The sequence below is a fragment of the Micromonospora sp. NPDC023966 genome (assembly GCF_040639095.1).
GTDB lineage: Bacteria > Actinomycetota > Actinomycetes > Mycobacteriales > Micromonosporaceae > Micromonospora.
The window spans coordinates 62453-83318 of record NZ_JBEZZJ010000025.1 but is presented as its reverse complement, the minus strand read 5'-3'; the positions used below and the strand labels follow the sequence as shown (position 1 = coordinate 83318).

The window sequence follows — 20866 nt, the reverse complement described above, 5'->3', positions numbered from 1 at the left end:
TCCTTCGCGACGGCGGATCGCCGGCACTGCCCGGCGAGCGTGGTCGCTTCCGCGTGCCCTGATCCTCGGCACGCCCTGATCTTCCGCGCTCTGGTTCGTCCGTGCGCCCGCGCCGCCCGTCCCTCGGCGCGCTTGCCCTGCCCTGCCCGGGGCGACCCGGTCCGGCCCGCCGGCGGGGGAGCGCCGGCGGGCGGAACCGGGTCAGCGGGCCGGTCGGCCCGCCAGGAGACGACGCGGGTTCCAGCGCAGCAGTCGCTGCCGCACCTGCCCGGTCGTGGTGACCAGTCGGGTCGAGCGTTCGGTCAGGGCGTTCCGCCAGCGCAGCAGCACCGACGGCGGCAGCAGAGCCGCCAGCAACCGGGTGCGCCGGTCGGCCCGGGCCGCGAGGGCGCCGCGCACCGACCGCAGGGCCGGGTACAGCTCCTCGCCGGTCAGCGGGTCGCGGGCGTAGCGGGCCCGCTCCTCCGCCCGGCCCAGCAGCCGGACCCCCGTCACCGCCCCGGCGTCCTCGACCAGCGCCTCCCGGGCCAGCCGCTCGGCGGTCGTCCGGGGGGTCTCCGTCTGGTCCACCCGGACGTGGAAGTCGACCAGCGTGTCGAGCAACTCGTCCCAGGCGGCGTGCGCGTCCGCGCGGGCCCGGTCGGCGTCCACACCCACCACGATCTCGCGCGCCTCGCCCCGCTGCCCGGGTACGGCGGTCAGGGTGGTGGCCGCGGGCACGGCGGCCCGGGCGCGCCGGCGCCGGCGGAGCGCGGAGCGGCGCAGGGCCGGCACCGCGAGCAGCACCAGCAGGGCGAGCGCCCCGGCCGCCCACCACGGCCAGACCGGGCTCTGCCGGGTCGGGCCGCCGTCGCCGACGGCGAGGCCCTGGTCGGCGTCCTTGTCGAGGCGGTCCGGGTCGTCCGCGCTGGCCGACGGGTCGACCCCGTCGGGAGCGGCGGTGCTCCCCGGCACGGGGGTGACGTCCTCGGGGGCGTCGGTGTCCGGGGCCCAGGCCGAGCGGACCGACCCCTGGATGCTCGCCGCCGGAGTGGCGTCGAACGGCACCCAGCCGAACCCGGCGAAGTAGACCTCGGTCCAGGCGTGCAGGTTCTTGTTGGTCAGCACGTACGTGCCGCCGCCGGAGTTGCTGCCGTTGCTGAAGCCGAACGCCACCCGGGCCGGGATGCCGGCCGACCGGACCAGCCAGGCCATCGCCGCGGCGTACTGCTGGCAGAAGCCCACCTTGGTGTTGAGGAAGTCGGTGATGTCCTCCCCACTGGTGCCGTTCCGGGTGGACAGCGAGTAGGTGAACCCGTTCTCCACCGAGAAGTAGTCGTAGATCGCCCGGACCTTGTCGTAGTCGTTCGTCCTGCCCTTGACGAGCTGCTCGACCAGCCGGTCGACCCCCCGGACGGCCGGCGTGTTGGTCTGCTGCCGCAGCACCGGGTCGTCGGCCGGCAGGGACGGCGCCGAGCGCAGGGCGGTCGGGCTGAACGTCGAGCGGACGTAGTCGAACGAGTAGCGCTTGCCTCGGGAGTTCTCCCGGTTGGAGAAGACGATCTGGAGGTTCTGGTCGTAGAGCCAACTGCCGCCGAGGTCCTCGGTCTTCACCGGCTCGGCGTAGACCGGCAGCAGCGGCATGTTGAGGTTCTTGGTCACCTCGACGCTGGCCCGGTAGCGCTGCTGCTCCACGCCCCGGCCGCCGCGCTCCGCCGGGTCGGGCAGGTCCCGGTTGACCGGCCGCCCGGTGGGCACCCGCACCCGGAAGCCGTCCGGCCGCAGCTCGTCGGCCACCCCGAAGCGCAGGTAGAACGGGCTCGGCTCGTTGGTGGTGACCTTGACCAGCTCGGACACCTCGGTCTGGTTGAGCTGGCCGCTGAGCGCGGCGAACAGGTCGATCCGGCCGGGGCTGCCGCCCTGGCCCGGCCGCCCGTTGCCGGTGCCGGTGCCGTCGCCGACGGCGCTCATCAGCCCGCCGGTCATCCCGGGTACGGCCAGCGGCAGGGCCACCGCCAGGGCCACCCCGACCACGGCCAGCCGGCGGCCCGCCGCGGCCAGCGGTGACGCCTCCCAGACGTCGACGTCGCGGCCCTCGCCGGTGAACCGGCGGCCGAAGCGGCGTACCCGGTCGACGTTGTCGGTGACCAGCAACCAGAGGAAGCCGCAGGCGCCCACCACGAACGGGGTGGCCGGGACGTTGTCCACGTAGACCGCCACCGGCACCGAGTAGATGGCGAGCATGGGCAGCCCGGCCAGCGCCGGCCGGCGCAGCCCGACGGCGAGCACGTCCACCACCACGGCCACCGCGCCGATGCCGAGCACGGCGAGGAAAAGCAGCGAGTCCACATCCGGCACCTGCACGCCGTAGGAGCGCATGTCCGGCAGGGAGGCGCTCAGCAGGTCGCCGAAGTGGGCGAAGGTGGCCGGGGTGGGCACGAACGCGAAGAACTCGGTGCCACCGGGGAAGACCCAGGTCAGGGCCAGGGTGAGACCGGCCAGCATGGCCAGCACCTGGCCCCACAGCGGCGCCCGGACCAACCGGCTCAGCGCGGCCGCGCCGGCCACCACGGCCACCACGATGGCCGCCTGGATGAGCCACGTCCAGCGCTCGAAGATCGCCGACAGCGGGGCCGCCGCCAGCAGGGTCGCCGCCGCGGCGACGAAGCCGAGGTTGCGGTGCGCGGTCACGGGTCCACCCTTCCGGTCATCGCACGCCTCCGGCCACGGTCTCGGCCAGCGCCGCCCGCAGCGCGAACCCCTGGGACCCGCGGGCCGCCTGCGGCCAGAGCACCGGCAGCCGGTTACCGTGCTCCACCCCGATCACCCGCCAGCCGCTCTGCATCAGGGCGAGCGCGGCGGCGCCGTGCGCGTGCTCCGCCTCGGCCCGGGCCTTCGGCGGCAGGTTCAGCCAGGTGTTGCTGTCGAGCAGGAAGCCCACGCAGGTCGCGCCGCTGCCGCGCAGCCCGGCCAGCAGCTCCGCCTCGGCGGTGCTCAGCGTGCCGAGGAGCGCGATGATCAGGCCGCCGTCGGCCCGCTGCCGGACCTGCTGCACCAGTGTGGTGAGCTCGCCGCGCTTGTCCAGGTGCACCTGGGCGAGCTGGTCGAGGAGCAGACCCTCGCCGCCGGCCTCGGTGGCGTCCACGTCCGCGCCGGAGCCGGTGACCAGGCGCAGCTTGTAGCCGGCCTGGCGCAGGTGCACGGCGATGCTGGCGGCGGCCGACACCGCCCACTCGAAGCTCGCGGTGGGCCCGTCGCCCCGATGCCCGAAGGCGCGGGTGTCCAGCACGACCGTGGCCCGGCTCTCCCAGGGCTGTTCCTCCCGGCGCACCATCAGCTCGCCGGTGCGGGCGGTCGACTTCCAGTGCACGCGGCGCAGGTCGTCGCCCATCCGGTACTCCCGGGTGGCCGCGTCGTCCTCGCCGTGCACCGCCACCGAGCGGGCCCGGCTGTCGCCGCTGCCCGCGTACTCGCCGGGGAGGCGGACCGAGGGCAGGGGGGTGACCTGCGGGATCACGACGAGGTGGTCGGTGCTGGGGAAGGCCCGGCTCAGCTCGCAGAGCCCGAACGGGTCGGTCAGCCGGATCACCAGCGGCCCGACCTCGTAGCGGCCGCGTACGTCGGCCCGGACCGTGTACGCCACCGAGCTGGCCTGGTGGGCGCCGAGGCGCTCCAGCACCACCCGCGGCCGGCTGCCGAGCGCGTAGGGCAGCCGGTCCTCCAGCAGCAGGGTGCCGGTGGGCAGCCGGGACAGGTTCTGCAGCCGCAGCACCACCCGGGAGCTGGCCCCGACCGGCACCCGGTGCGGCTCCAGCGACCGGTTGCAGGCGAGCTTGTAGCGGCTGCGCCCGACGTAGGCCGCCGCGAGCAGCGGCAGGATGGCGAGCAGGACGGCCACCCGGAGCAGGTCCTTCTCGCCGAGGATGCCGGCGGAGATCGCGGCGGCGACCGCGGCTGCCAGGAACGAGCGGCCGCGGGTGGTCAGTCCTCGCAGCCCGTCGCGCACCTCACGGCCTCCGCGGCTCGTACGGCCCGCGACCGTTGCCGCCGGGCCGGGTGTCGTACGGGGAGCGCTTGCGGTCGTGCGGGAGCGGGAGGCGGTGCACCAGCTCGGCGACGATCGCGTCGGTGGTGCGCCGGGCCAGCTGCGCGTCGGCGGTGGGGATGATCCGGTGCGCCAGCACCGGCACCGCGAGGGCCTGGAGGTCGTCCGGGAGGACGTAGTCGCGGCCCTCCAGGGCGGCCACGGCGCGGGCGGTGCGCAGCAGCTGGAGGGTGGCCCGCGGGGACGCGCCGAGCCGCAGGTCGGTCGCCTCGCGGGTGGCGGTGACCAGGTCGATCGCGTACTGCTTGACGGCGTCGGCGACGTGCACCTGCCGGACGTGGCCGATCAGCCGGCGGACGGTGGCCGCGTCGGAGACCGGCCGCAGCTCGTTCAGCGGGTCGGTGCCCCCGTGACCGTCCAGCATGGCCAGCTCGGCGCCCGGATCCGGGTAGCCCATCGCGATCCGGGCGGTGAACCGGTCGCGCTGCGCCTCCGGCAGCGGGTACGTCCCCTCCATCTCGATCGGGTTCTGCGTCGCGATCACCATGAACGGGGTCTGCAGCTGGTAGGTCACGCCGTCGACGGTGACCTGCCGCTCCTCCATGCACTCCAGCAGCGCCGACTGGGTCTTCGGCGAGGCCCGGTTGATCTCGTCGCCGACCACCAGATTGGCGAAGACCGCGCCGGGGCGGAACTCGAAGTCGTGCGTCTCCTGGTTGTAGACGCTGACCCCGGTGACGTCGCTGGGCAGCAGGTCGGGGGTGAACTGGATCCGGCGCACCGAGCAGTCGATCGACCGGGCCAGGGCCTTGGCCAGCTTGGTCTTGCCGACGCCGGGGACGTCCTCGATCAGCAGGTGGCCCTCGGCCAGCAGCACCGCGAGGGCGAGCCGGACGGTGGCCGTCTTGCCCTCGATGACCTGCTCGATGTTGGCCACGATGGCCTCGCTGGCGGCGCGGAACTCGTCGTGCGGCAGCAGACCGCCCACCTCGTCCCAGGTCTGTTGTGTCACGGGCCTCCTCCTCGTCGCCTGGACGGCAGCGCTGAATAGAGCACCTGGACCCGCCGTTAGGTTCGCGACGTCGAGCCACGTCTGCCGCAGAAATCTCAACTGTCTCTCAGGCTAACCATGTTTCTCGTCGTCGCCGACCCCCGCAGGCGGTCGGTCGGTTACGCCCGGAATATTCGCCGGACCGGGGGAATGTCCCGACCGGTGGTGCGGGCGAGATGGCCGACGGGTAGGCGGGGTACACTCCGGGGCATGGCCGGAGCCTTCCTGCTTCTTACCGAGCCGTGCTGATGCGCTGAACGCGCGACAGCACGGCCGCCCCTCCTGCGCGAGGGGCTTTTTTGTGCCCGCAGCAGACCTCCCCATATCCGACATGACCCGCGCCGAGGAGACGCCATGAGTGAGGCAGCCGCACCGGCGACCGACATCCCCCCGTTCCGGTACACCGCCGCCCTGGCCGACGAGATCGAGCACCGCTGGCAGGACATCTGGGCGCGCGAGGGCACCTTCCACGCGCCGAACCCGGTCGGCCCGCTGGCCGACCCGGACCACCCGCGCGCGGGCGCCGAGAAGCTGTACGTGCTGGACATGTTCCCCTATCCCTCCGGCGCGGGCCTGCACGTCGGCCACCCCCTGGGCTACATCGGCACCGACTGCTACGCCCGCTACCAGCGGATGGCCGGGCGGAACGTGCTGCACGCGATGGGCTTCGACGCGTTCGGCCTGCCCGCCGAGCAGTACGCGGTGCAGACCGGCACCCACCCGCGGACCACCACCGTGGCCAACATCGAGCGGTTCAAGGCGCAGCTGCGCCGGCTGGGCCTGGCCCACGACGAGCGGCGCTCGGTGGCGACCATCGACACCGGCTTCTACCGCTGGACCCAGTGGATCTTCCTGCAGATCTTCAACTCCTGGTACGACGCGGACGCGAAGAAGGCCCGGCCGGTCGCCGAGCTGATCTCCGAGTTCGAGGGGGGCACCCGGCCCACCCCGGACGGCCGGCCGTGGGCCGAGCTGACCGTGGGCGAGCGGCGGAAGATCGTCGACGACCACCGGCTGGCGTACGTCTCGGAGGCGCCGGTGAACTGGTGCCCGGGTCTGGGCACCGTGGTGGCCAACGAGGAGGTCACCGCCGACGGCCGCTCCGAGCGGGGCAACTTCCCGGTCTTCAAGCGCAACCTGAAGCAGTGGATGATGCGGATCACCGCGTACGGGGACCGGCTGCTGGAGGACCTGGACACCCTGGACTGGCCGGAGCCGATCAAGCTGCAGCAGCGCAACTGGATCGGCCGGTCCACCGGCGCGCACATCGACTTCCCGACCGAGCGCGGCCCGGTGCGGGTGTTCACGACCCGCCCGGACACCGTGTTCGGCGCCACCTACATGGTGCTGGCCCCCGAGCACGAGCTGGTCGACGTGCTGGTGCCGGCCGCCTGGCCGGAGGGGACGAAGGACGCCTGGACCGGCGGGCACGCCAGCCCCCGGGCAGCCGTCGACGCGTACCGGAAGGCCGCCGCGGCCAAGACGGACGTGGAGCGGCAGGCGGAGACCAAGGAGAAGACCGGGGTCTTCGTCGGCGCCTGGGCCACCAACCCGGTCACCGGCGGACCGGTCCCGATCTTCATCGCCGACTACGTGCTGGCCGGCTACGGCACCGGCGCGATCATGGCGGTGCCCGCCCAGGACGAGCGGGACTGGGACTTCGCCGAGGTCTTCGACCTGCCGATCGTGCGCACCGTGCAGCCGCCGGAGGGCTTCGCCGGCAAGGCGTGGACCGGGGACGGCCCGGCGATCAACAGCGCCGCGCCCGACCGCGGCCTGGACCTGAACGGCCTGGGGGTGGCCGACGCCAAGGCCCGGATCATCGAGTGGCTGGAGGCCAACGGGCACGGCGCCGGCGCGGTCACCTGGCGGCTGCGGGACTGGCTGTTCTCCCGGCAGCGCTACTGGGGCGAGCCCTTCCCGATCGTGTACGACGAGACCGGCGCGCCGATCGCGCTGCCGGACTCGATGCTGCCGGTCGAGCTGCCCGAGGTGGACGACTTCTCGCCGAAGACGTTCGACCCGGAGGACGCCGAGTCCGACCCGGAGACCCCGCTGTCCCGCCGGCGCGACTGGGTCGAGGTGGAGCTGGACCTGGGTGACGGGCCGAAGCGCTACACCCGGGAGACCAACGTGATGCCGCAGTGGGCCGGCTCCTGCTGGTACGAGCTGCGCTACCTGGACCCGACCAACTCGGAGACCTTCGCCGACCCGGCGAACGAGGCGTACTGGATGGGGCCGCGGGCGGCCGGTGACTCCGGCGGCACCGACCTGTACGTCGGCGGCGCCGAGCACGCCGTGCTGCACCTGCTGTACGCCCGCTTCTGGCACAAGGTGCTGTACGACCTGGGCCACGTCTCGTCGATCGAGCCGTTCCACCGGCTGTTCAACCAGGGTTACATCCAGGCGTACGCCTTCACCGACCCGCGCGGCGCCTACGTGCCGGCCGAGGAGGTCGTCGAGGTCGACGGCCGCTACTTCCACGGCGACACCGAGGTCACGCGCGAGTACGGCAAGATGGGCAAGTCCCTGAAGAACGTCGTCACCCCGGACGAGATGTGCGCGGCGTACGGCGCGGACACCTTCCGGGTCTACGAGATGTCGATGGGGCCGCTGGAGGTGTCCCGCCCGTGGGAGACCCGGGCGGTGGTCGGCTCGTACCGGTTCCTGCAGCGGGTCTGGCGCGCGGTGGTCGACGAGCAGACCGGCGCGGTGCGGGTCACCGACGCGCCGGCCGACGAGGCCACCCGGCGGCTGCTGCACAAGGTGATCGACGGGGTCCGCGGCGACATGGAGGCGATCCGGTTCAACACCGCGATCGCCAAGCTGATCGAGCTGACCAACGGGCTGACCCGGCTGGCGGAGACTCCCCGCGAGGTGGCCGAGCCGCTGGTGCTGATGGTGGCCCCGTTCGCCCCGCACATCGCCGAGGAGCTGTGGCGGCGGCTGGGCCACGACACCTCGCTGGCGTACGCGGGCTTCCCGACCGCCGACCCGGCGCTGCTGGTCGCCGAGTCGGTGACCTACCCGGTGCAGGTCAACGGCAAGGTCCGGGGCCGGGTCGAGGTGGCCGCCGACGCGTCCGAGGACGACGTCCGGTCGGCCGCGTTGGAGGCGGTCGCCGGCGCGCTGGCCGGCAAGGAGCCGCGCAAGGTCATCGTGGTGAAGGGCCGGATGGTCTCGGTCGTCGCCTGACCCCACCGCCGCTGTCGGAGGCGCGTCCCGGGCCCGGGACGCGCCTCCGCCGTGTCCCGGGCCGGCCGGGGAACCGGCCGTCGGTCAGCGGGCCTGGACCGCCGCCTCGACCGCCGGGCGGTGGTGGAGCAGCCACCCGTGCCAGCCGCGTACCGCGTCGACGGCGCCCGCCGCCCGGAGCCGGCGCATGCCCGGCTCGTCCCGGTCGGCGCCGGCGTCGATGCCCCGCCAGGTGCCGTCGAGCTGGTCGAGCATGACGCCGACCAGCTCGCCCCGGGGCAGGGACACCCCGGGGGTGGCCGACTCGTAGGCGTCGCAGAGCAGCCGGCAGCGCCGGGCCAGCTCGGCCGGGTCAGCGTCGCCGCCCAGCGCGGCCCAGTGCCAGCCGGCGAAGGCCACGTCCTCGATGCGCCGGCCCGGCCGGGCCAGGTCCCAGTCCAGGAAGGCCACCGGCAGCGGCCCGGCCGGTGAGGGCCGGTAGACGGTGTTCTTCGGCGACAGGTCCCGGTGGCAGACCGTCTCCGCGTCGCCGGCCAGCGGGCTGCCGGCGCAGGCGTCGTGCAGCGCCCGGATCAGGCCGGCCAGCCGGGTGAGCGCCGGATCCGCGAAGTAGGCCGGGTCCTCCCGGTCCCGCCAGGGCACCCGCCCGTCGAGGTGGGTCAGCACCTGCCGGCCCCGCTCGTCCACCCCGAGGTAGCCGGGCGCCAGGCCCGGCGCGGCGGCGGCCAGGTGCCGCAGCAGGGCAGCCGCGAACTCGGCCCGGGCCGGGGGAGTGCGGCGCACCGTGTCGCCGATCCGGACCACCTCGGTGACGAACCCGCCGGGCAGCCGCTCCTCCGCGGCGGGCATCTCAGCTCGGGCCCAGCCGGCGGTGCCGCTCCGCCCGCCACCAGCGGTGGATGATGAGCACGCTGGCGATCAGGCCGAGGCTGGCCGGGGCGGCGGCGTACCAGTTGATCGAGTCGGGGGAGCTGACCGCCGCGCCGATGGCCGCGTAGCCGATCGCGGTGGGGGCGGCGGCGATCACGCTGCCGGCCAGGAATGGCAGCACCCGGGCCCCGGTGGTGCCGTAGCCGTAGCTGACCAGCCCGAACCCGGCGATCGGCAGCAGCCGGACGGTCATCACGCCGAACACGCTCTGCCGGGCGAACCAGCCGTCCAGCCGGGCCAGCCGGCCGCGGACCCGCTCGGCGACGAACTGCCGGCCCAGCAGGCGGCCGACCGCGAAGCCGAGGGCCGCCGCGAGCAGCGCCGCGCCGAGGGCGTACGCGGCGCCCTGCACCGGGCCGAAGATCGCGCCCGCGGCCAGCGTGACGAAGGTACGCGGGACCAGCGCCACGAGCAGCAGCGCGCCGCCCACCACGGCGGCGACCGGGGCGTAGCCGCCGAGCGAGTCGGCCAGCCGGGGCAGGTCGCCCGGGTCCGGGCGGGGGATCAGCAGCAGCGCGACGCCGAACCCGGCGAGGAGCAGGAGCAGCAGTGCGAACCGGCGCGCCGACGGCTGCCGCAGCAACCGGACGAGCCGGCCGGACGCCGGTCGTCGCCGCCACAGTCGGGCGGCGCCGATCATGCCCTCGCGGCGGCGGTCACCGCGGCGCGGCGCTCGGACCGGAGCCGGTCGGCCCAGGTGTCGTCGAGCGGGGGGAGCTGGTGGATGCCGGTCGCCCAGCGCAGCAGCAGGTCGGCCAGGTCGGGGTTGCGGGCCAGCGCCGGGCCGTGCGAGTAGGTGCCGAGCAGCTTGCCCCGCCAGGCGCCCTCGGTGGTCCCGTCGTTGCCGACCCCGGCGGTCACCCGGGCCACCGGCGAGGCGCCGGGGCCGAGGTGGGTCCGCCCGCCGTGGTTCTCGAACCCGGTCAGGTACGGGATGCCCAGCCGCGGGTCGACCTCGCCGGCCAGCTCGCCGACCGCCCGGGTGGGACCCCGGTCGGAGGAGATGTCCAGCAGCTCCAGGCCGGTGCACCGGGTGCCCTTGGCGAAGAAGGAGGTGCCGAGCAGCTGGTAGCCGGCGCAGACGCCGAACACCACCGAGCCCTGGGCCACCGCCCGGTGCAGACCGCCGTCGGCGATCAGCCGCTGGGCGCCCAGCGCCTGCGGGCCGTCCTCGCCGCCGCCGATGAGGTAGATGTCGGCGGTGGCGGGCAGCCGCTGGTCGGAGCGGACCTCCAGCACCTCGACCGGCATGCCGCGCAGCTGGGCCCGCCGGGCCAGGATCAGCGCGTTGCCCCGGTCGCCGTAGGTGGACAGCAGGTCGGGGTAGATCCAGACGATGCGCAGGCTCTCAGTTGACACGGTCCAGCTCCGCTCGGATGTCCTGGAAGGCGGTGTAGTTGGCGATGACCTCGAGCCGGCCCGGCGGCACGGCGCGTACCGCGTCGTCGAAGCTCCGGACGTGCTGGAACGGCACGCCGTTGACGTCGAGCCGGACCGCCAGGTCGTAGGCCCGGTCGCCGGTGATCAGCACCTGCCGGCCGCGCAGCGGGGCGAAGTCGACGTCGAAGAGCCAGGAGGTGTCCAGCCCGTCGGGGTCGCGCGCGTTGATGGAGAGCAGTGTCGGCGCGACGTCGGCCATGTCGAACGCCTCCAGCCAGCTGGCCGGGTTCTTGGCCAGCAGCAGCCGGATGTTGCGCCCGTCCCGGTCGACCTGGGCGTAGCGGCCGGCCACCGAGGTGACCACCCCGAGCCGGGAGACCGCGTCGACCGGGCGTACCCCGAACTCGGCGGCGACGGCCAGGGCGGTGGCCGCGTTGCCGAGGTTGACCTTGCCGGGGAGCTGGAGCTGCACCTTGTGCCAGGCGCCGGTGGGGTCGAGCACCCCGTCGTCCTCGACGGTCCACTGCGGCTGGGGGCGGCGCAGCGGGCAGCCGGTGCACCACCACTGCTCGCCTGAGCGCTGGATGGTGGAGCCGCACTCGGGGCAGACCCAGGAGTCGTCGTGCCAGCGCTGGCCGGCGCTGAACCAGGTGACGTGCGGCGGGATGTGGCCCTGGGCCGGGTCGGCCGGCGGGGTGGCGGCCCACACGACCATCGGGTCGTCGGCGTTGGCGACCACCCGCACGTCGGGGTGCCGGACCAGCGCGGCCCGCCAGAGCTGCGCCATCATGGCGACCTCCTTGGCCCGGTCGAGCTGGTCGCGGGAGAGGTTGAGCAGCGCCACCACGTGCGGGTCGGTGGCCTCCAGCACCTGGGCGAGGTAGTGCTCGTCCACCTCCAGCACGGCGTAGGGGGTGCTGCCGGCCTTGGCCAGCGCCGAGGTGTGCCCGGTGGGCATGTTGGCGCCGAAGGAGTTGGTCGCGACCCGGCCCAGCACCCCGACGGCGGCGGTGGTGAGCCGGGTGGTGGTGGTCTTGCCGTTGGTGCCGGACACCAGGGCGATGGCGCGCCCGGCCGAGAGGTGGGCCAGCAGTTCCGGGTCGATCTTGAGGCCGATCCAGCCGCCGATCACCGAGCCGTCGCCACGGCCCGCGGCCCGCGACAGCGCCGCGGCTGTCCGCGACACGGAGCTGGCCACCTTTGCCCGTAGGGGCATCTTCGCGTCCGTCACCCGAGCGAGGTTACCGGACCACCGGGCCCACCAGATCGCCGCCGACGGCGATCCGTTCGGCCGAGGAGGCCCGGCGGACGGGCGACGCGCGCTCCGCCGGACGGAGTCGATCTATGTCGGGAAGCGGACCGCCGGCGGGGCGCGCCGCGCCCCTCCACTCCGCCCCACCCCCGTTGACGTGCTGTTTTGCGCGCCGAAACGCCGCGCCGCGCGGGCGTTTCTGGTTGCGGGTGGAGGGAAGTGGAGTAGAGTGGGGCGCGATGGTGAGGCCGGGAGGGCCACACCGGCCCGGGGGGTCAGCGGCGCCGCGAACGCCGCTCAGGGCGAGGGGGTTGGGCCGATGTTCCTCGGCACCCACACTCCGCGCCTGGACGACAAAGGCCGGTTGATCCTTCCGGCGAAGTTCCGGGATGAACTGGCGGGGGGTGTCGTGATCACCAAAGGGCAGGAGCGCTGCCTCTACGTCTTCCCGATGCCCGAGTTCCAGCGCATCGCCGACCAGTTGCGCGCGCAGCCGATGACGAGCAAGGCGGCCCGGGCCTACAGCCGGGTCTTCTTTGCCAGCGCGCACGACGAGGTGCCGGACAAGCAAGGGCGGGTCACCATCCCCGCGCACCTGCGGTCGTACGCCGCTCTCGACCGCGATCTGGTCGTGATCGGCGCGAGCAGCCGGGTGGAGATCTGGGACAGGGCGGCCTGGGAGGCCTACCTCGCGGAGAGCGAAGACGACTTCGCCGACATCGAGGAGGGGGTGCTGCCCGGCGGTCTGTAGGGCGTGACGGCGCCCGACGTACTGCGAGATCTCCAGCCGCTTTCGAGTTCCTGGCACCCCTTCCCCGGTGCCAGGCGCACGATCCGATACGGAGGGCCGCGGCCTCCGGCGGGCGGGAGCGGATGGGGATCTGGCGGTATGGCGAGGCGTCGTGGCGACGGCGGACACAGGGACGGAAGCGGGTTTCAACCAGTGGGGGTCGAGATGGGCGAGCTACGCGGCACGCACGTGCCGGTGCTGCTCGAGCGGTGTCTCGAGTTGCTGGCCCCCGCGCTGGGTCGGAACGGCCGCACGGTCTACGTCGACGCCACGCTCGGCCTGGCCGGGCACGCCGAGGCGGTGCTCGAGGCGCACCCGGACACGGTGCTGGTCGGCCTGGACCGGGACACCGAGGCCCTCGCCCACGCGCGGGTCCGGCTCGCCCGGTTCGCCGACCGGATCCACCTCGAGCACGCCGTCTACGACGAGTTGCCCGAGGTGCTCGACCGGCTGGGCTACCCGGCGATCGACGGGATCCTGTTCGACCTCGGCGTCTCGTCTCTGCAACTGGACGCGCCCGACCGCGGGTTCGCCTACGCGCAGGACGCGCCGCTGGACATGCGGATGGACCAGACCCGGGGGGTGACCGCCGAGGAGGTGGTCAACACCTACGCCCACCCGGACCTGGCCCGGGTGCTGCGGGTGTACGGCGAGGAGAAGTTCGCCGGGCGGATCGCCTCGGCGATCATCCGGGAGCGCGAGCGTGCCCCGATCACCTCGTCGGCGCGACTGGCCGAGCTGGTCCGGGAGAGCATTCCGGCACCAGCCCGACGAACCGGGGGACACCCGGCAAAGAGAACGTTTCAGGCTTTACGGATCGAGGTAAACAGGGAACTGGCAGCGCTGGAGACGGCGCTGCCGGCCGCTCTCGACAAGCTCAACGTGGGCGGTCGGATGGTGGTCCTGTCCTACCACTCGCTGGAGGACCGGCTCACCAAGCACGCGCTCGCCGACCGGGTCCGCAGCAAGGGCCCGGTCGACCTCCCGGTCGAACTGCCCGGGTCGGGTCCGACGTTCCGGCTGCTCAGCCGGGGCGCGGAGCTGCCCGGGGAGGCGGAGGTCGCCGCGAACCCGCGCGCCGCCTCGGTGCGGCTGCGGGCCGCGGAACGGCTCGACCCGGAGGCGGCCCGGCAGGGGCGTACCGACCGCGAACGGTACCGCCGCCGGGTGAAGGCGATGCACCAACCAGGGACGGGGTCACCGGGGTCCGCGACGGACCCGCGGTCGGCGCCGGGGGACGGGAACGGGACGGACGAAGAGGGGGAGGGGACATGAACGTCAACCAGCGCGACGGCCGGGACACCGGCATCGGGCAGCGCGCACCGCGGTCGGGGGGCCGGACCGCGGCGCAGCGCGCCCCGCGCGGCACCACGTCGACGGTGGCGGCCGACCGGCCCGACCGCCGGGGGGAGACTCGCGCCCGGGGGGCGCGCGAGTTCCCCACCCAGGGCAGCGCCGCTCTGCGGCCGGCCGAGGGCACCAAGACCACCGGCGCGACCTCGCCGCGGCTGCGGGTCGCCCCGCCGCCGCCGGTCCGGGTGCCGCGGGCGCCCTTCGTCGGGCTGATCCTGGTGCTCGTGGTCGGCGGGGTGCTCGGCATCCTCGCGGTCAACACCAAGATCAACGAGAACGCCTTCAAGCTGGAGAAGCTCCAGCAGCAGCAGTCCAAGCTCGACGTCGACCAGCAGCAGCTGGAGAAGGAGATCGCCGACCAGAAGGCGCCCGGCAACCTGACCGCCAACGCCCGCAAGCTGGGCCTGGTGGATTCGGACGAGGTGGCCTACATCCGGCTGCCGGACGGGAAGGTGATCGGCGTCCCGCACCCGGTGGAGGGCGCGCCGGCGATCACCAGCCAGCAGGGCAACGGAGGCTGAGCGGTGCCGCCGAGATCGGAGGAACCGCGCCGGGACGCCAAGGGCTCCCGGCGCGGCTCGTCCCGGGGGGAGCCCCGGGAGCCGGGCGTCGGCGGGATCTCCGACGCCCGGGCGTACACCCCGCGGGGCCGGACCATCCGCGAGGGCGGCGGCGCCGCCCGGACCGGTGGGGGCACCGAGCAGCGGCGTACCCCGCGCAGCAGCCGCTCCGGCGACCCGTTCCGCCCGGCCCTGCAGGTGCTCGACGGCGGCCGGACCGGGGCGACCCGCGCCGGTCGCCGGGAGACCGCCGCCGGTGGCCGGGCCGGCGTGGTGCGGACGGTGTCCGCCCGGTCGGCGCGCGAGTCGTTCGACGACGACGAGCCGCCGCCGCGGCGCCGGCCCGGGCCGCGCCGCCCACCGCGGCCGACCGCCGCCCGGCGTCCGGTCCGCAAGCCACGCCGCCCGCCGAAGCTCGCCGACCCGCGCCGCCGGCTGCGGCTCGGCACGCTGCTCGCGCTGGCGCTCTTCGCCACCATCGGCATCCGGCTGGTCTTCCTCCAGACCGTCAGCACCCCGGCGTACGCCGACGGCGGGCTGGCCGACCGGGTCGCGGTCGTCGAGCTGCCGGCCCCGCGCGGGGCGATCTACGACCGCACCGGCGCCCCGCTGGCACACAGCGTCGAAGCGCGGTACGTCTTCGCCGACCCGACCCGGGTCAAGGACCGGCTCACCACCGCGCGGCTGCTCTCCCCGCTGCTGGGCGTGCCGGTCTCCGAGCTGGCCGACCGGATGAAGAAGCGCAACCTGCCCGGCACCACCACCCCGTCCCAGTTCGTCTACCTGGCGCGTGGTGTCGACATCGACAAGGCCAAGCAGATCATGGCGCTCGACCTGGCCGGCATCAACGTGCACCGCGACGAGCGGCGCGAGGTGCCCGGCGGTGATCTGGCGGCCAACCTGATCGGCTTCGTCAGCCAGGACATGAACGGCATCGAGGGCCTGGAGATGAAGTACGACGACCTGCTGGAGGGGCAGCCCGGCAAGAAGACCTACGAGGTGGGCCAGGGTGACCTGGCCGCGCCCATTCCGGGCGGCTACAGCCAGACCACCCTGCCGAAGCCGGGCAGCTCGCTGACGCTGACCATCGACCGGGACCTCCAGTTCATGACGCAGCGGATCCTGTCGGAGCAGATGGCCCAGACCAGGGGCAGCGTCGGGGCCGCCGTGATCATCGACGTGCCCACCGGCGAGGTGCTGGCCCAGGCCAGCCAGCCGACGTACGACGCGGCCGACCCGGGGGACAGCGCGCCCACCGACCGGGAGGACGCGGCCACCAGCTTCATCGTCGACCCGGGCTCGATCCACAAGGCGATCACCTACGGCGCGGCCCTGCAGGAGGGCGTGATCACCCCGGACACCGCCTTCCCCGTGGCCAACACGATCCGGAAGGGCGACACGACGTTCCGGGACACCCACCCCGCGAACGGGCAGAAGATGAGCATCCCGGGGATGCTTGCCTTCTCGTCCAACGTCGGCACCATCGAGATCGCCGAAAAGCTGGGCCGGGACCGGCTGATCGACTACCAGAAGCGGTTCGGGCTGGGCCAGCCCACCGGCGAGGGCATGCCCGGGGAGGCCGCCGGTCGGTTGCTCCCCGCTAGCGAGTGGAGCGATTCGTCGTACGGGTCGGTGCCGATCGGGCACAGCGTGGACGCCACCCCGTTGCAGATGGCCGCGGCGTACGCCGCCATCGCCAACAACGGCACGTACGTCCAGCCGCACCTGATCAAGCAGGTGATCGCCCCGGACGGGAAGAAGACGCCCGGCGCGACCCCGGTCACCCGGTCGGTGCTCAGCCCGGCCAACGCGGCCGCGCTGCGCCGCATGCTGGAGGCGGTCACCACGGTCGACGGCCCGGACGGGCGGGCCACCGGCCTGGCCGCCGCGGTGCCCGGCTATCGGGTGGCCGGCAAGACCGGCACCGGCCTGCGCTACGACAACGGCAGGCTCCAGCCCGGCGAGGTCGGTTCGTTCATCGGGATGGCCCCGGCGGAGAAGCCGCGCTACGTGGTGGCGGTCTTCGTCTGGAGCCCCGGCGGTGAGGGTGGTGCGGTGGCCGCGCCGGCCTTCCGGGAGATGATGGGCTTCACTCTGCGCCACTACCGGGTGCCGCCCTCGGCGACCGACCGGTCCCCGAAGTTCGAGGTCTTTCCGCGCTGAACCGGGAGGGCGGGACATCATCGGTGAGTGGCGACGAACCACCGGGGCGGCTGTGGGGTCGGGACCGGACGACCGGGTAGGGTCTGACGCCGTGCCCGGCAATCCACGTCCCGCCACCGTGAATCCCGTCCGGCTCGGCGATCTCGCCGCCCGGTTGGCCGTCGCGCCGCCGGAGGGGGCCGCCGAGGTGGCGGTCACCGGGGTGACCCACGCCAGCCAGGAGGTCCGCCCCGGCGACCTGTACGCGGCCCTGCCCGGGGCCCGCCGGCACGGCGCGGAGTTCGCCGCCGCTGCGGCCGGTGCGGGCGCGGTGGCGGTGCTGACCGACCCGGCCGGCGTCGCGCTGACCGCCGGGGCGGGCCTGCCCGTGCTGGTCGTCGACGACCCCCGGGCGGCGCTCGGCGAGGTCGCGGCCACCGTCTACGGCGACCCGACCGCCGGGCTCACGATGATCGGCGTGACCGGCACGGCCGGCAAGACCTCCACGAGTTACCTCATCGAGTCCGGGCTGCGCGCCGCCGGGCACACCACCGGCCTGATCGGCACCGTGGAGACCCGGCTCGGCGACCTGGTGATCGACAGCGTCCGGACCACCCCCGAGGCGACCGACCTGCACGCCATGCTGGCGGTGGCCCGCGAGCGCGGGGTGGACACCGTGGTCATGGAGGTCTCCAGCCACGCCCTGGCCATGGGCCGGGTCGGCGGGGTCCGGTTCGACGTCGGCGGCTACACCAACTTCGGCTCCGACCACCTGGACTTCCACGCCGACGAGGCGGACTACTTCGCGGCGAAGGCGAAGCTCTTCGACGGGCGCTGCCGCGTCGAGGTGCTCAACCACGACGACCCGGCGCTGCGGCCGCTGCGCAAGCCGGCGACGGTGACCTACTCGGCGGCCGGCGACCCGACCGCCACCTGGTGGGCCGACGGGATCGGCGGCGAGGGCTACGCCCAGCGCTTCACCGTGCACGGCCCGGACGGGCTGACCCTGCCCACCGGGGTGGCCCTGCCCGGCCGGCACAACGTGGCCAACGCGCTGCTGGCCGTCGCCACCCTGGTGGCCGCCGGGGTCGACCCGGCCACCGCGGCCCGCGGGGTGGCCGCCTGCGGCGGGGTGCCCGGCCGGCTGGAGCTGGTCAGCGGCCACGCCCCGGTGCGCGGGGTGGTCGACTACGCGCACAAGGCGAACGCCATCGAGGCGGTGCTGGCGGCCCTGCGGGACCTGACCGACGGCCGGCTGATCTGCGTGCTGGGCGCCGGCGGCGACCGGGACCGGGGCAAGCGGCCGGTGATGGGCGGCGCCGCCGCGCTCGGCGCCGACGTGGTGCTGGTGACCGACGACAACCCGCGCACCGAGGACCCGGCCGCGATCCGGGCCGAGGTGCTGGCCGGCGCGTACGCGGCGGGCGCCGGCGCGCGGATCATCGAGGCGCCCGGCCGGCGGGCCGCGATCGAGGAGGCGGTCCGGGTGGCCGAACCGGGGGACATCGTGGCGCTGCTGGGCAAGGGCCAGGAGCGCGGCCAGGAGGTCAACGGCGAGGTGCTGCCGTTCGACGACCGGGTGGAGCTGGCGGAGGCGCTGCGCGCCCGCTTCGGCGACCTGGTGGGGCAGCGATGATCCCGCTGACCCTGGCCGAGGTGGCCGCCGCGGTCGACGGCCGGCTGGTCGCCGCCGACGCGGACGCCCGGGTGACCGGCTCGGTGGAGTTCGACTCCCGCAAGGTCACCCCCGGCGGCCTCTTCGTCGCCTTTCCGGGCGAGAAGGTGGACGGCCACGACTACGCGGCCGGCGCGGTCTCCTCCGGCGCGGTGGCCGTGCTCGGCACCCGCGAGGTGCCCGGCGTGCCCATGGTGCTGGTCGGCGACGCGCTCGACGCGATGGGGCGGCTGGCCCGCGCGGTGGTCGACCGGCTGCCCGGGCTGACCGTGATCGGGTTGACCGGTTCCTCCGGCAAGACCACCACCAAGGACCTGATCGCCCAGCTCGCCGTCCGGCTCGGCCCCACCGTGGCGCCGCCCGGTTCGTTCAACAACGAGCTGGGGCACCCGTACACGGCGTTGCAGGCCGGCCCGGAGACGCGCTACCTGGTGATGGAGAAGGGCGCCCGCGGGGTGGGGCACATCCGTTACCTGTGCGACGTGGTGCCGCCGCGGATCTCGGTGGTGCTCAACGTCGGGGTGGCGCACCTCGGCGAGTTCGGCTCGGTGGAGACCATCGCGCTGGCCAAGGGGGAGCTGGTCGAGGCGCTGCCCGCCGACGGGCTGGCCGTGCTCAACGCCGACGACCCGCGGGTCGACGCGATGGCCTCGCGCACCGAGGCGCGGGTGGTCCGCTACGGCGAGTCCGAGCGGGCCGACGTGCGCGCGGTGGACGTGACGCTGGACGGGCGGGGCCGTCCGTCGTACACCCTCGTCACGCCGGAGGGGAGCGCCCCGGTGCGGCTCGGGCTGACCGGCCGGCACCAGGTGTCCAACTCGCTGGCCGCCGCGGCGGTCGCCCGGGAGCTGGGCCTGCCCCTGGCCGAGCTGGCGGTGGCCCTGGGCGAGCTGGGCCTGGTTTCCACCCGCCGGATGGACGTGTTCGAGCGCCCCGACGGGGTGACCGTGATCGACGACTCGTACAACGCCAACCCGGCATCCACCGGCGTGGCGCTGCGGGCGCTGGCGAGCATGCGCGGTACGGGGCGTACCGTCGCGGTGCTCGGCTACATGGCCGAGTTGGGCGACTTCGAACGGGAGGGGCACCAGCAGGTCGGCCGTCTGGCGGCCGAACTGGGGGTCGACCGGCTGCTCGTGGTGGGCGAGTCGGCGGCGCCGATCCACGAAGGCGCGACAGCGGTAAGCAACTGGGGAGGAGAGTCGGTGCTGCTCACCGATCAGGCGGCGGCCGTCGAGGTGCTGCGGAGCGAGCTACGTCCGGGTGACGTGGTGCTGGTGAAGGGCTCCCGGTACCGCACCTGGGAGGTGGCCGACGCGCTGCGCGCGGACGCCACGAAGGGTTCGGCCGCATGAGGGCGGTGATCGTCGCCATCGGGGTCGCCTTCCTGGTTTCGCTGTTCTGCACCCCGATCGCGATCAAGGTGTTCACCCGGCTCAAGGCCGGCCAGCCGATCCGGGCCGAGGGCCCGGCCATGCACCAGGGCAAGAAGGGCACGCCGACCATGGGCGGCGTGGTCTTCATCCTGGCCACGGTGATCGCGTACGTCGCCGGCCACCTGGCCCTGACCACCCTGCCGGACGCGCAGATCGCCCAGGTCGAGCCGACCATCACGGCGCTGGTGCTGCTGGGGCTGATGGTGTTCTCCGGGGCGGTCGGCTTCATCGACGACTTCCTGAAGGTCCGCAAGCGGCACAGCGGCGGTCTGAACAAGCGCGGCAAGCTCGCCGGCCAGATCCTGGTCGGCGCGATCTTCGGCGTGGTGGCGCTCTACTTCCCGAGCAGCATGACCGACGTCCGCGGCAACGCGACCAACACCGAGACCGTCGGCAGCACCATGCTCAGCTTCATCCGGGACATCCCGGCCCTGGAGATCGGCAAGATCGGCGCGGTGATCGTCATCATCCTGGTGGTGATGGCGGCGACCAACGGGGTGAACCTCACCGACGGCCTCGACGGCCTGGCCACCGGCGCCTCGGTGATGGTCCTGGCCGCGTACGCGTTGATCGCCTTTTGGCAGTACCGGCACTGGTGCGCCGACCCGAACTACACCGAGGCGTACTGCTACGCCGTCCGGGACCCGCTGGAGATCGCGTTGATCGCCGGGGCGGCGGCCGGGGCCTGCGTCGGCTTCCTCTGGTGGAACACCTCGCCGGCCCGGATCTTCATGGGTGACACCGGGGCGCTGGGCCTGGGCGGCCTGATCGCCGGCATGGCGATGTCCACCCGGACCATCCTGCTGCTGCCGATCATCGGCGGCCTCTTCGTGATTATCACGATGTCCGTGGTCATCCAGATCATCTCGTTCCGGACCACCGGCAAGCGGGTGTTCCGGATGTCGCCGCTCCAGCACCACTTCGAGCTGGCCGGCTGGAGCGAGGTCAACATCGTGGTCCGGTTCTGGATCATCGCCGGCATCGGGGTGGCCATCGCGCTGGGCCTGTTCTACAGCGAGTTCCTCGCCGCGGTGAGCTGAACCGGCTGGCGCTGCGTCACGGCGGGATCCCTCGGTGT

15 protein-coding genes are annotated in these 20866 nt (G+C 74.0%); 8 read left to right on the top strand and 7 right to left on the bottom strand.

The genetic code is table 11. From position 1 onward, the window contains the following. Positions 1-201 precede the first annotated feature (201 nt). The 3 genes from AB0F68_RS25840 to AB0F68_RS25830 are packed head-to-tail and all read right to left on the bottom strand — an operon-like array spanning position 202 to position 5036. Entirely contained in the window at positions 202-2670 is a 2469-nt protein-coding gene (locus AB0F68_RS25840) for a DUF3488 and transglutaminase-like domain-containing protein (RefSeq protein ID WP_357342771.1), read from the bottom strand. 16 nt (positions 2671-2686) lie between these two features. Further along, the gene (locus AB0F68_RS25835) at positions 2687-3985 is read right to left on the bottom strand and encodes a DUF58 domain-containing protein (RefSeq protein ID WP_357342769.1); all 1299 of its coding nucleotides are present in this window, start codon (positions 3983-3985) and stop codon (positions 2687-2689) included. Position 3986: 1 nt separating this feature from the next. Further along, positions 3987-5036: a MoxR family ATPase gene (locus AB0F68_RS25830; protein WP_357342767.1), complete on the bottom strand. Its 1050-nt coding sequence runs from the start codon at positions 5034-5036 to the stop codon at positions 3987-3989. A 393-nt stretch (positions 5037-5429) separates the two neighbouring features. On the opposite strand from AB0F68_RS25830, the gene leuS reads away from it, so the two are divergent. Further along, a complete protein-coding gene (leuS, locus tag AB0F68_RS25825; protein ID WP_357342765.1) occupies positions 5430-8270 on the top strand; it encodes a leucine--tRNA ligase in 2841 nt (946 codons plus the stop codon). Between the two features lie 84 nt (positions 8271-8354). Here leuS and AB0F68_RS25820 read toward each other — a convergent pair whose 3' ends face one another. Genes AB0F68_RS25820 through AB0F68_RS25805 form a run of 4 tightly spaced genes read right to left on the bottom strand, consistent with a single transcriptional unit; the run spans position 8355 to position 11796 of the window. Continuing rightward, positions 8355-9119 carry a phosphotransferase gene (locus tag AB0F68_RS25820; protein ID WP_357342763.1) on the bottom strand — a complete coding sequence of 255 codons (765 nt, stop codon included), beginning with the start codon at positions 9117-9119 and terminating at the stop codon, positions 8355-8357. Position 9120: 1 nt separating this feature from the next. After that, on the bottom strand, positions 9121-9840 hold the full coding sequence (locus AB0F68_RS25815) for a VTT domain-containing protein (protein ID WP_357342761.1): 720 nt from the start codon (positions 9838-9840) through the stop codon (positions 9121-9123). Then, complete coding sequence (locus AB0F68_RS25810; protein WP_357342759.1) at positions 9837-10559, bottom strand: glutamine amidotransferase; 723 nt, start codon at positions 10557-10559, stop codon at positions 9837-9839. Before AB0F68_RS25810 ends, AB0F68_RS25815 begins: the two co-directional genes overlap by 4 nt. Continuing rightward, positions 10549-11796: a MurT ligase domain-containing protein gene (locus AB0F68_RS25805; protein WP_357342787.1), complete on the bottom strand. Its 1248-nt coding sequence runs from the start codon at positions 11794-11796 to the stop codon at positions 10549-10551. The genes AB0F68_RS25810 and AB0F68_RS25805 overlap by 11 nt, the downstream gene beginning before the upstream one ends. Positions 11797-12151: 355 nt before the next feature. Between AB0F68_RS25805 and mraZ the strand changes: the two genes are divergently transcribed. The 7 genes from mraZ to mraY all read left to right on the top strand — a co-directional run bounded on the left by mraZ (position 12152) and on the right by mraY (position 20828). Continuing rightward, positions 12152-12583 (top strand): division/cell wall cluster transcriptional repressor MraZ, encoded by a 432-nt coding sequence (mraZ, locus tag AB0F68_RS25800; RefSeq protein WP_357342757.1) that lies wholly within the window; start codon positions 12152-12154, stop codon positions 12581-12583. Between the two features lie 204 nt (positions 12584-12787). After that, positions 12788-13897: a 16S rRNA (cytosine(1402)-N(4))-methyltransferase RsmH gene (rsmH, locus tag AB0F68_RS25795; RefSeq protein ID WP_357342755.1), complete on the top strand. Its 1110-nt coding sequence runs from the start codon at positions 12788-12790 to the stop codon at positions 13895-13897. Then, positions 13894-14496 carry a hypothetical protein gene (locus tag AB0F68_RS25790; protein ID WP_357342752.1) on the top strand — a complete coding sequence of 201 codons (603 nt, stop codon included), beginning with the start codon at positions 13894-13896 and terminating at the stop codon, positions 14494-14496. The genes rsmH and AB0F68_RS25790 overlap by 4 nt, the downstream gene beginning before the upstream one ends. A gap of 3 nt (positions 14497-14499) precedes the next feature. Next, positions 14500-16698 (top strand): penicillin-binding protein 2, encoded by a 2199-nt coding sequence (locus AB0F68_RS25785; RefSeq protein ID WP_357342750.1) that lies wholly within the window; start codon positions 14500-14502, stop codon positions 16696-16698. A 52-nt stretch (positions 16699-16750) separates the two neighbouring features. Further along, complete coding sequence (locus tag AB0F68_RS25780) at positions 16751-18313, top strand: UDP-N-acetylmuramoyl-L-alanyl-D-glutamate--2,6-diaminopimelate ligase (RefSeq protein WP_357342747.1); 1563 nt, start codon at positions 16751-16753, stop codon at positions 18311-18313. After that, on the top strand, positions 18310-19707 hold the full coding sequence (murF, locus tag AB0F68_RS25775; RefSeq protein ID WP_357342744.1) for a UDP-N-acetylmuramoyl-tripeptide--D-alanyl-D-alanine ligase: 1398 nt from the start codon (positions 18310-18312) through the stop codon (positions 19705-19707). The genes AB0F68_RS25780 and murF overlap by 4 nt, the downstream gene beginning before the upstream one ends. Then, on the top strand, positions 19704-20828 hold the full coding sequence (mraY, locus tag AB0F68_RS25770) for a phospho-N-acetylmuramoyl-pentapeptide-transferase (protein ID WP_357342741.1): 1125 nt from the start codon (positions 19704-19706) through the stop codon (positions 20826-20828). The genes murF and mraY overlap by 4 nt, the downstream gene beginning before the upstream one ends. Positions 20829-20866 lie beyond the last annotated feature (38 nt).

What these genes read in the sequence shown, in the direction of transcription:
- leuS (WP_357342765.1), top strand. Translation starts at nt 5,430, where the DNA reads ATGAGTGAGGCAGCCGCACCGGCGACCGACATCCCCCCGTTCCGGTAC.
- AB0F68_RS25820 (WP_357342763.1), bottom strand. Translation starts at nt 9,119, where the DNA reads ATGCCCGCCGCGGAGGAGCGGCTGCCCGGCGGGTTCGTCACCGAGGTG.
- AB0F68_RS25815 (WP_357342761.1), bottom strand. Translation starts at nt 9,840, where the DNA reads ATGATCGGCGCCGCCCGACTGTGGCGGCGACGACCGGCGTCCGGCCGG.
- AB0F68_RS25805 (WP_357342787.1), bottom strand. Translation starts at nt 11,796, where the DNA reads ATGCCCCTACGGGCAAAGGTGGCCAGCTCCGTGTCGCGGACAGCCGCG.
- mraZ (WP_357342757.1), top strand. Translation starts at nt 12,152, where the DNA reads ATGTTCCTCGGCACCCACACTCCGCGCCTGGACGACAAAGGCCGGTTG.
- rsmH (WP_357342755.1), top strand. Translation starts at nt 12,788, where the DNA reads ATGGGCGAGCTACGCGGCACGCACGTGCCGGTGCTGCTCGAGCGGTGT.
- AB0F68_RS25790 (WP_357342752.1), top strand. Translation starts at nt 13,894, where the DNA reads ATGAACGTCAACCAGCGCGACGGCCGGGACACCGGCATCGGGCAGCGC.
- murF (WP_357342744.1), top strand. Translation starts at nt 18,310, where the DNA reads ATGATCCCGCTGACCCTGGCCGAGGTGGCCGCCGCGGTCGACGGCCGG.
- mraY (WP_357342741.1), top strand. Translation starts at nt 19,704, where the DNA reads ATGAGGGCGGTGATCGTCGCCATCGGGGTCGCCTTCCTGGTTTCGCTG.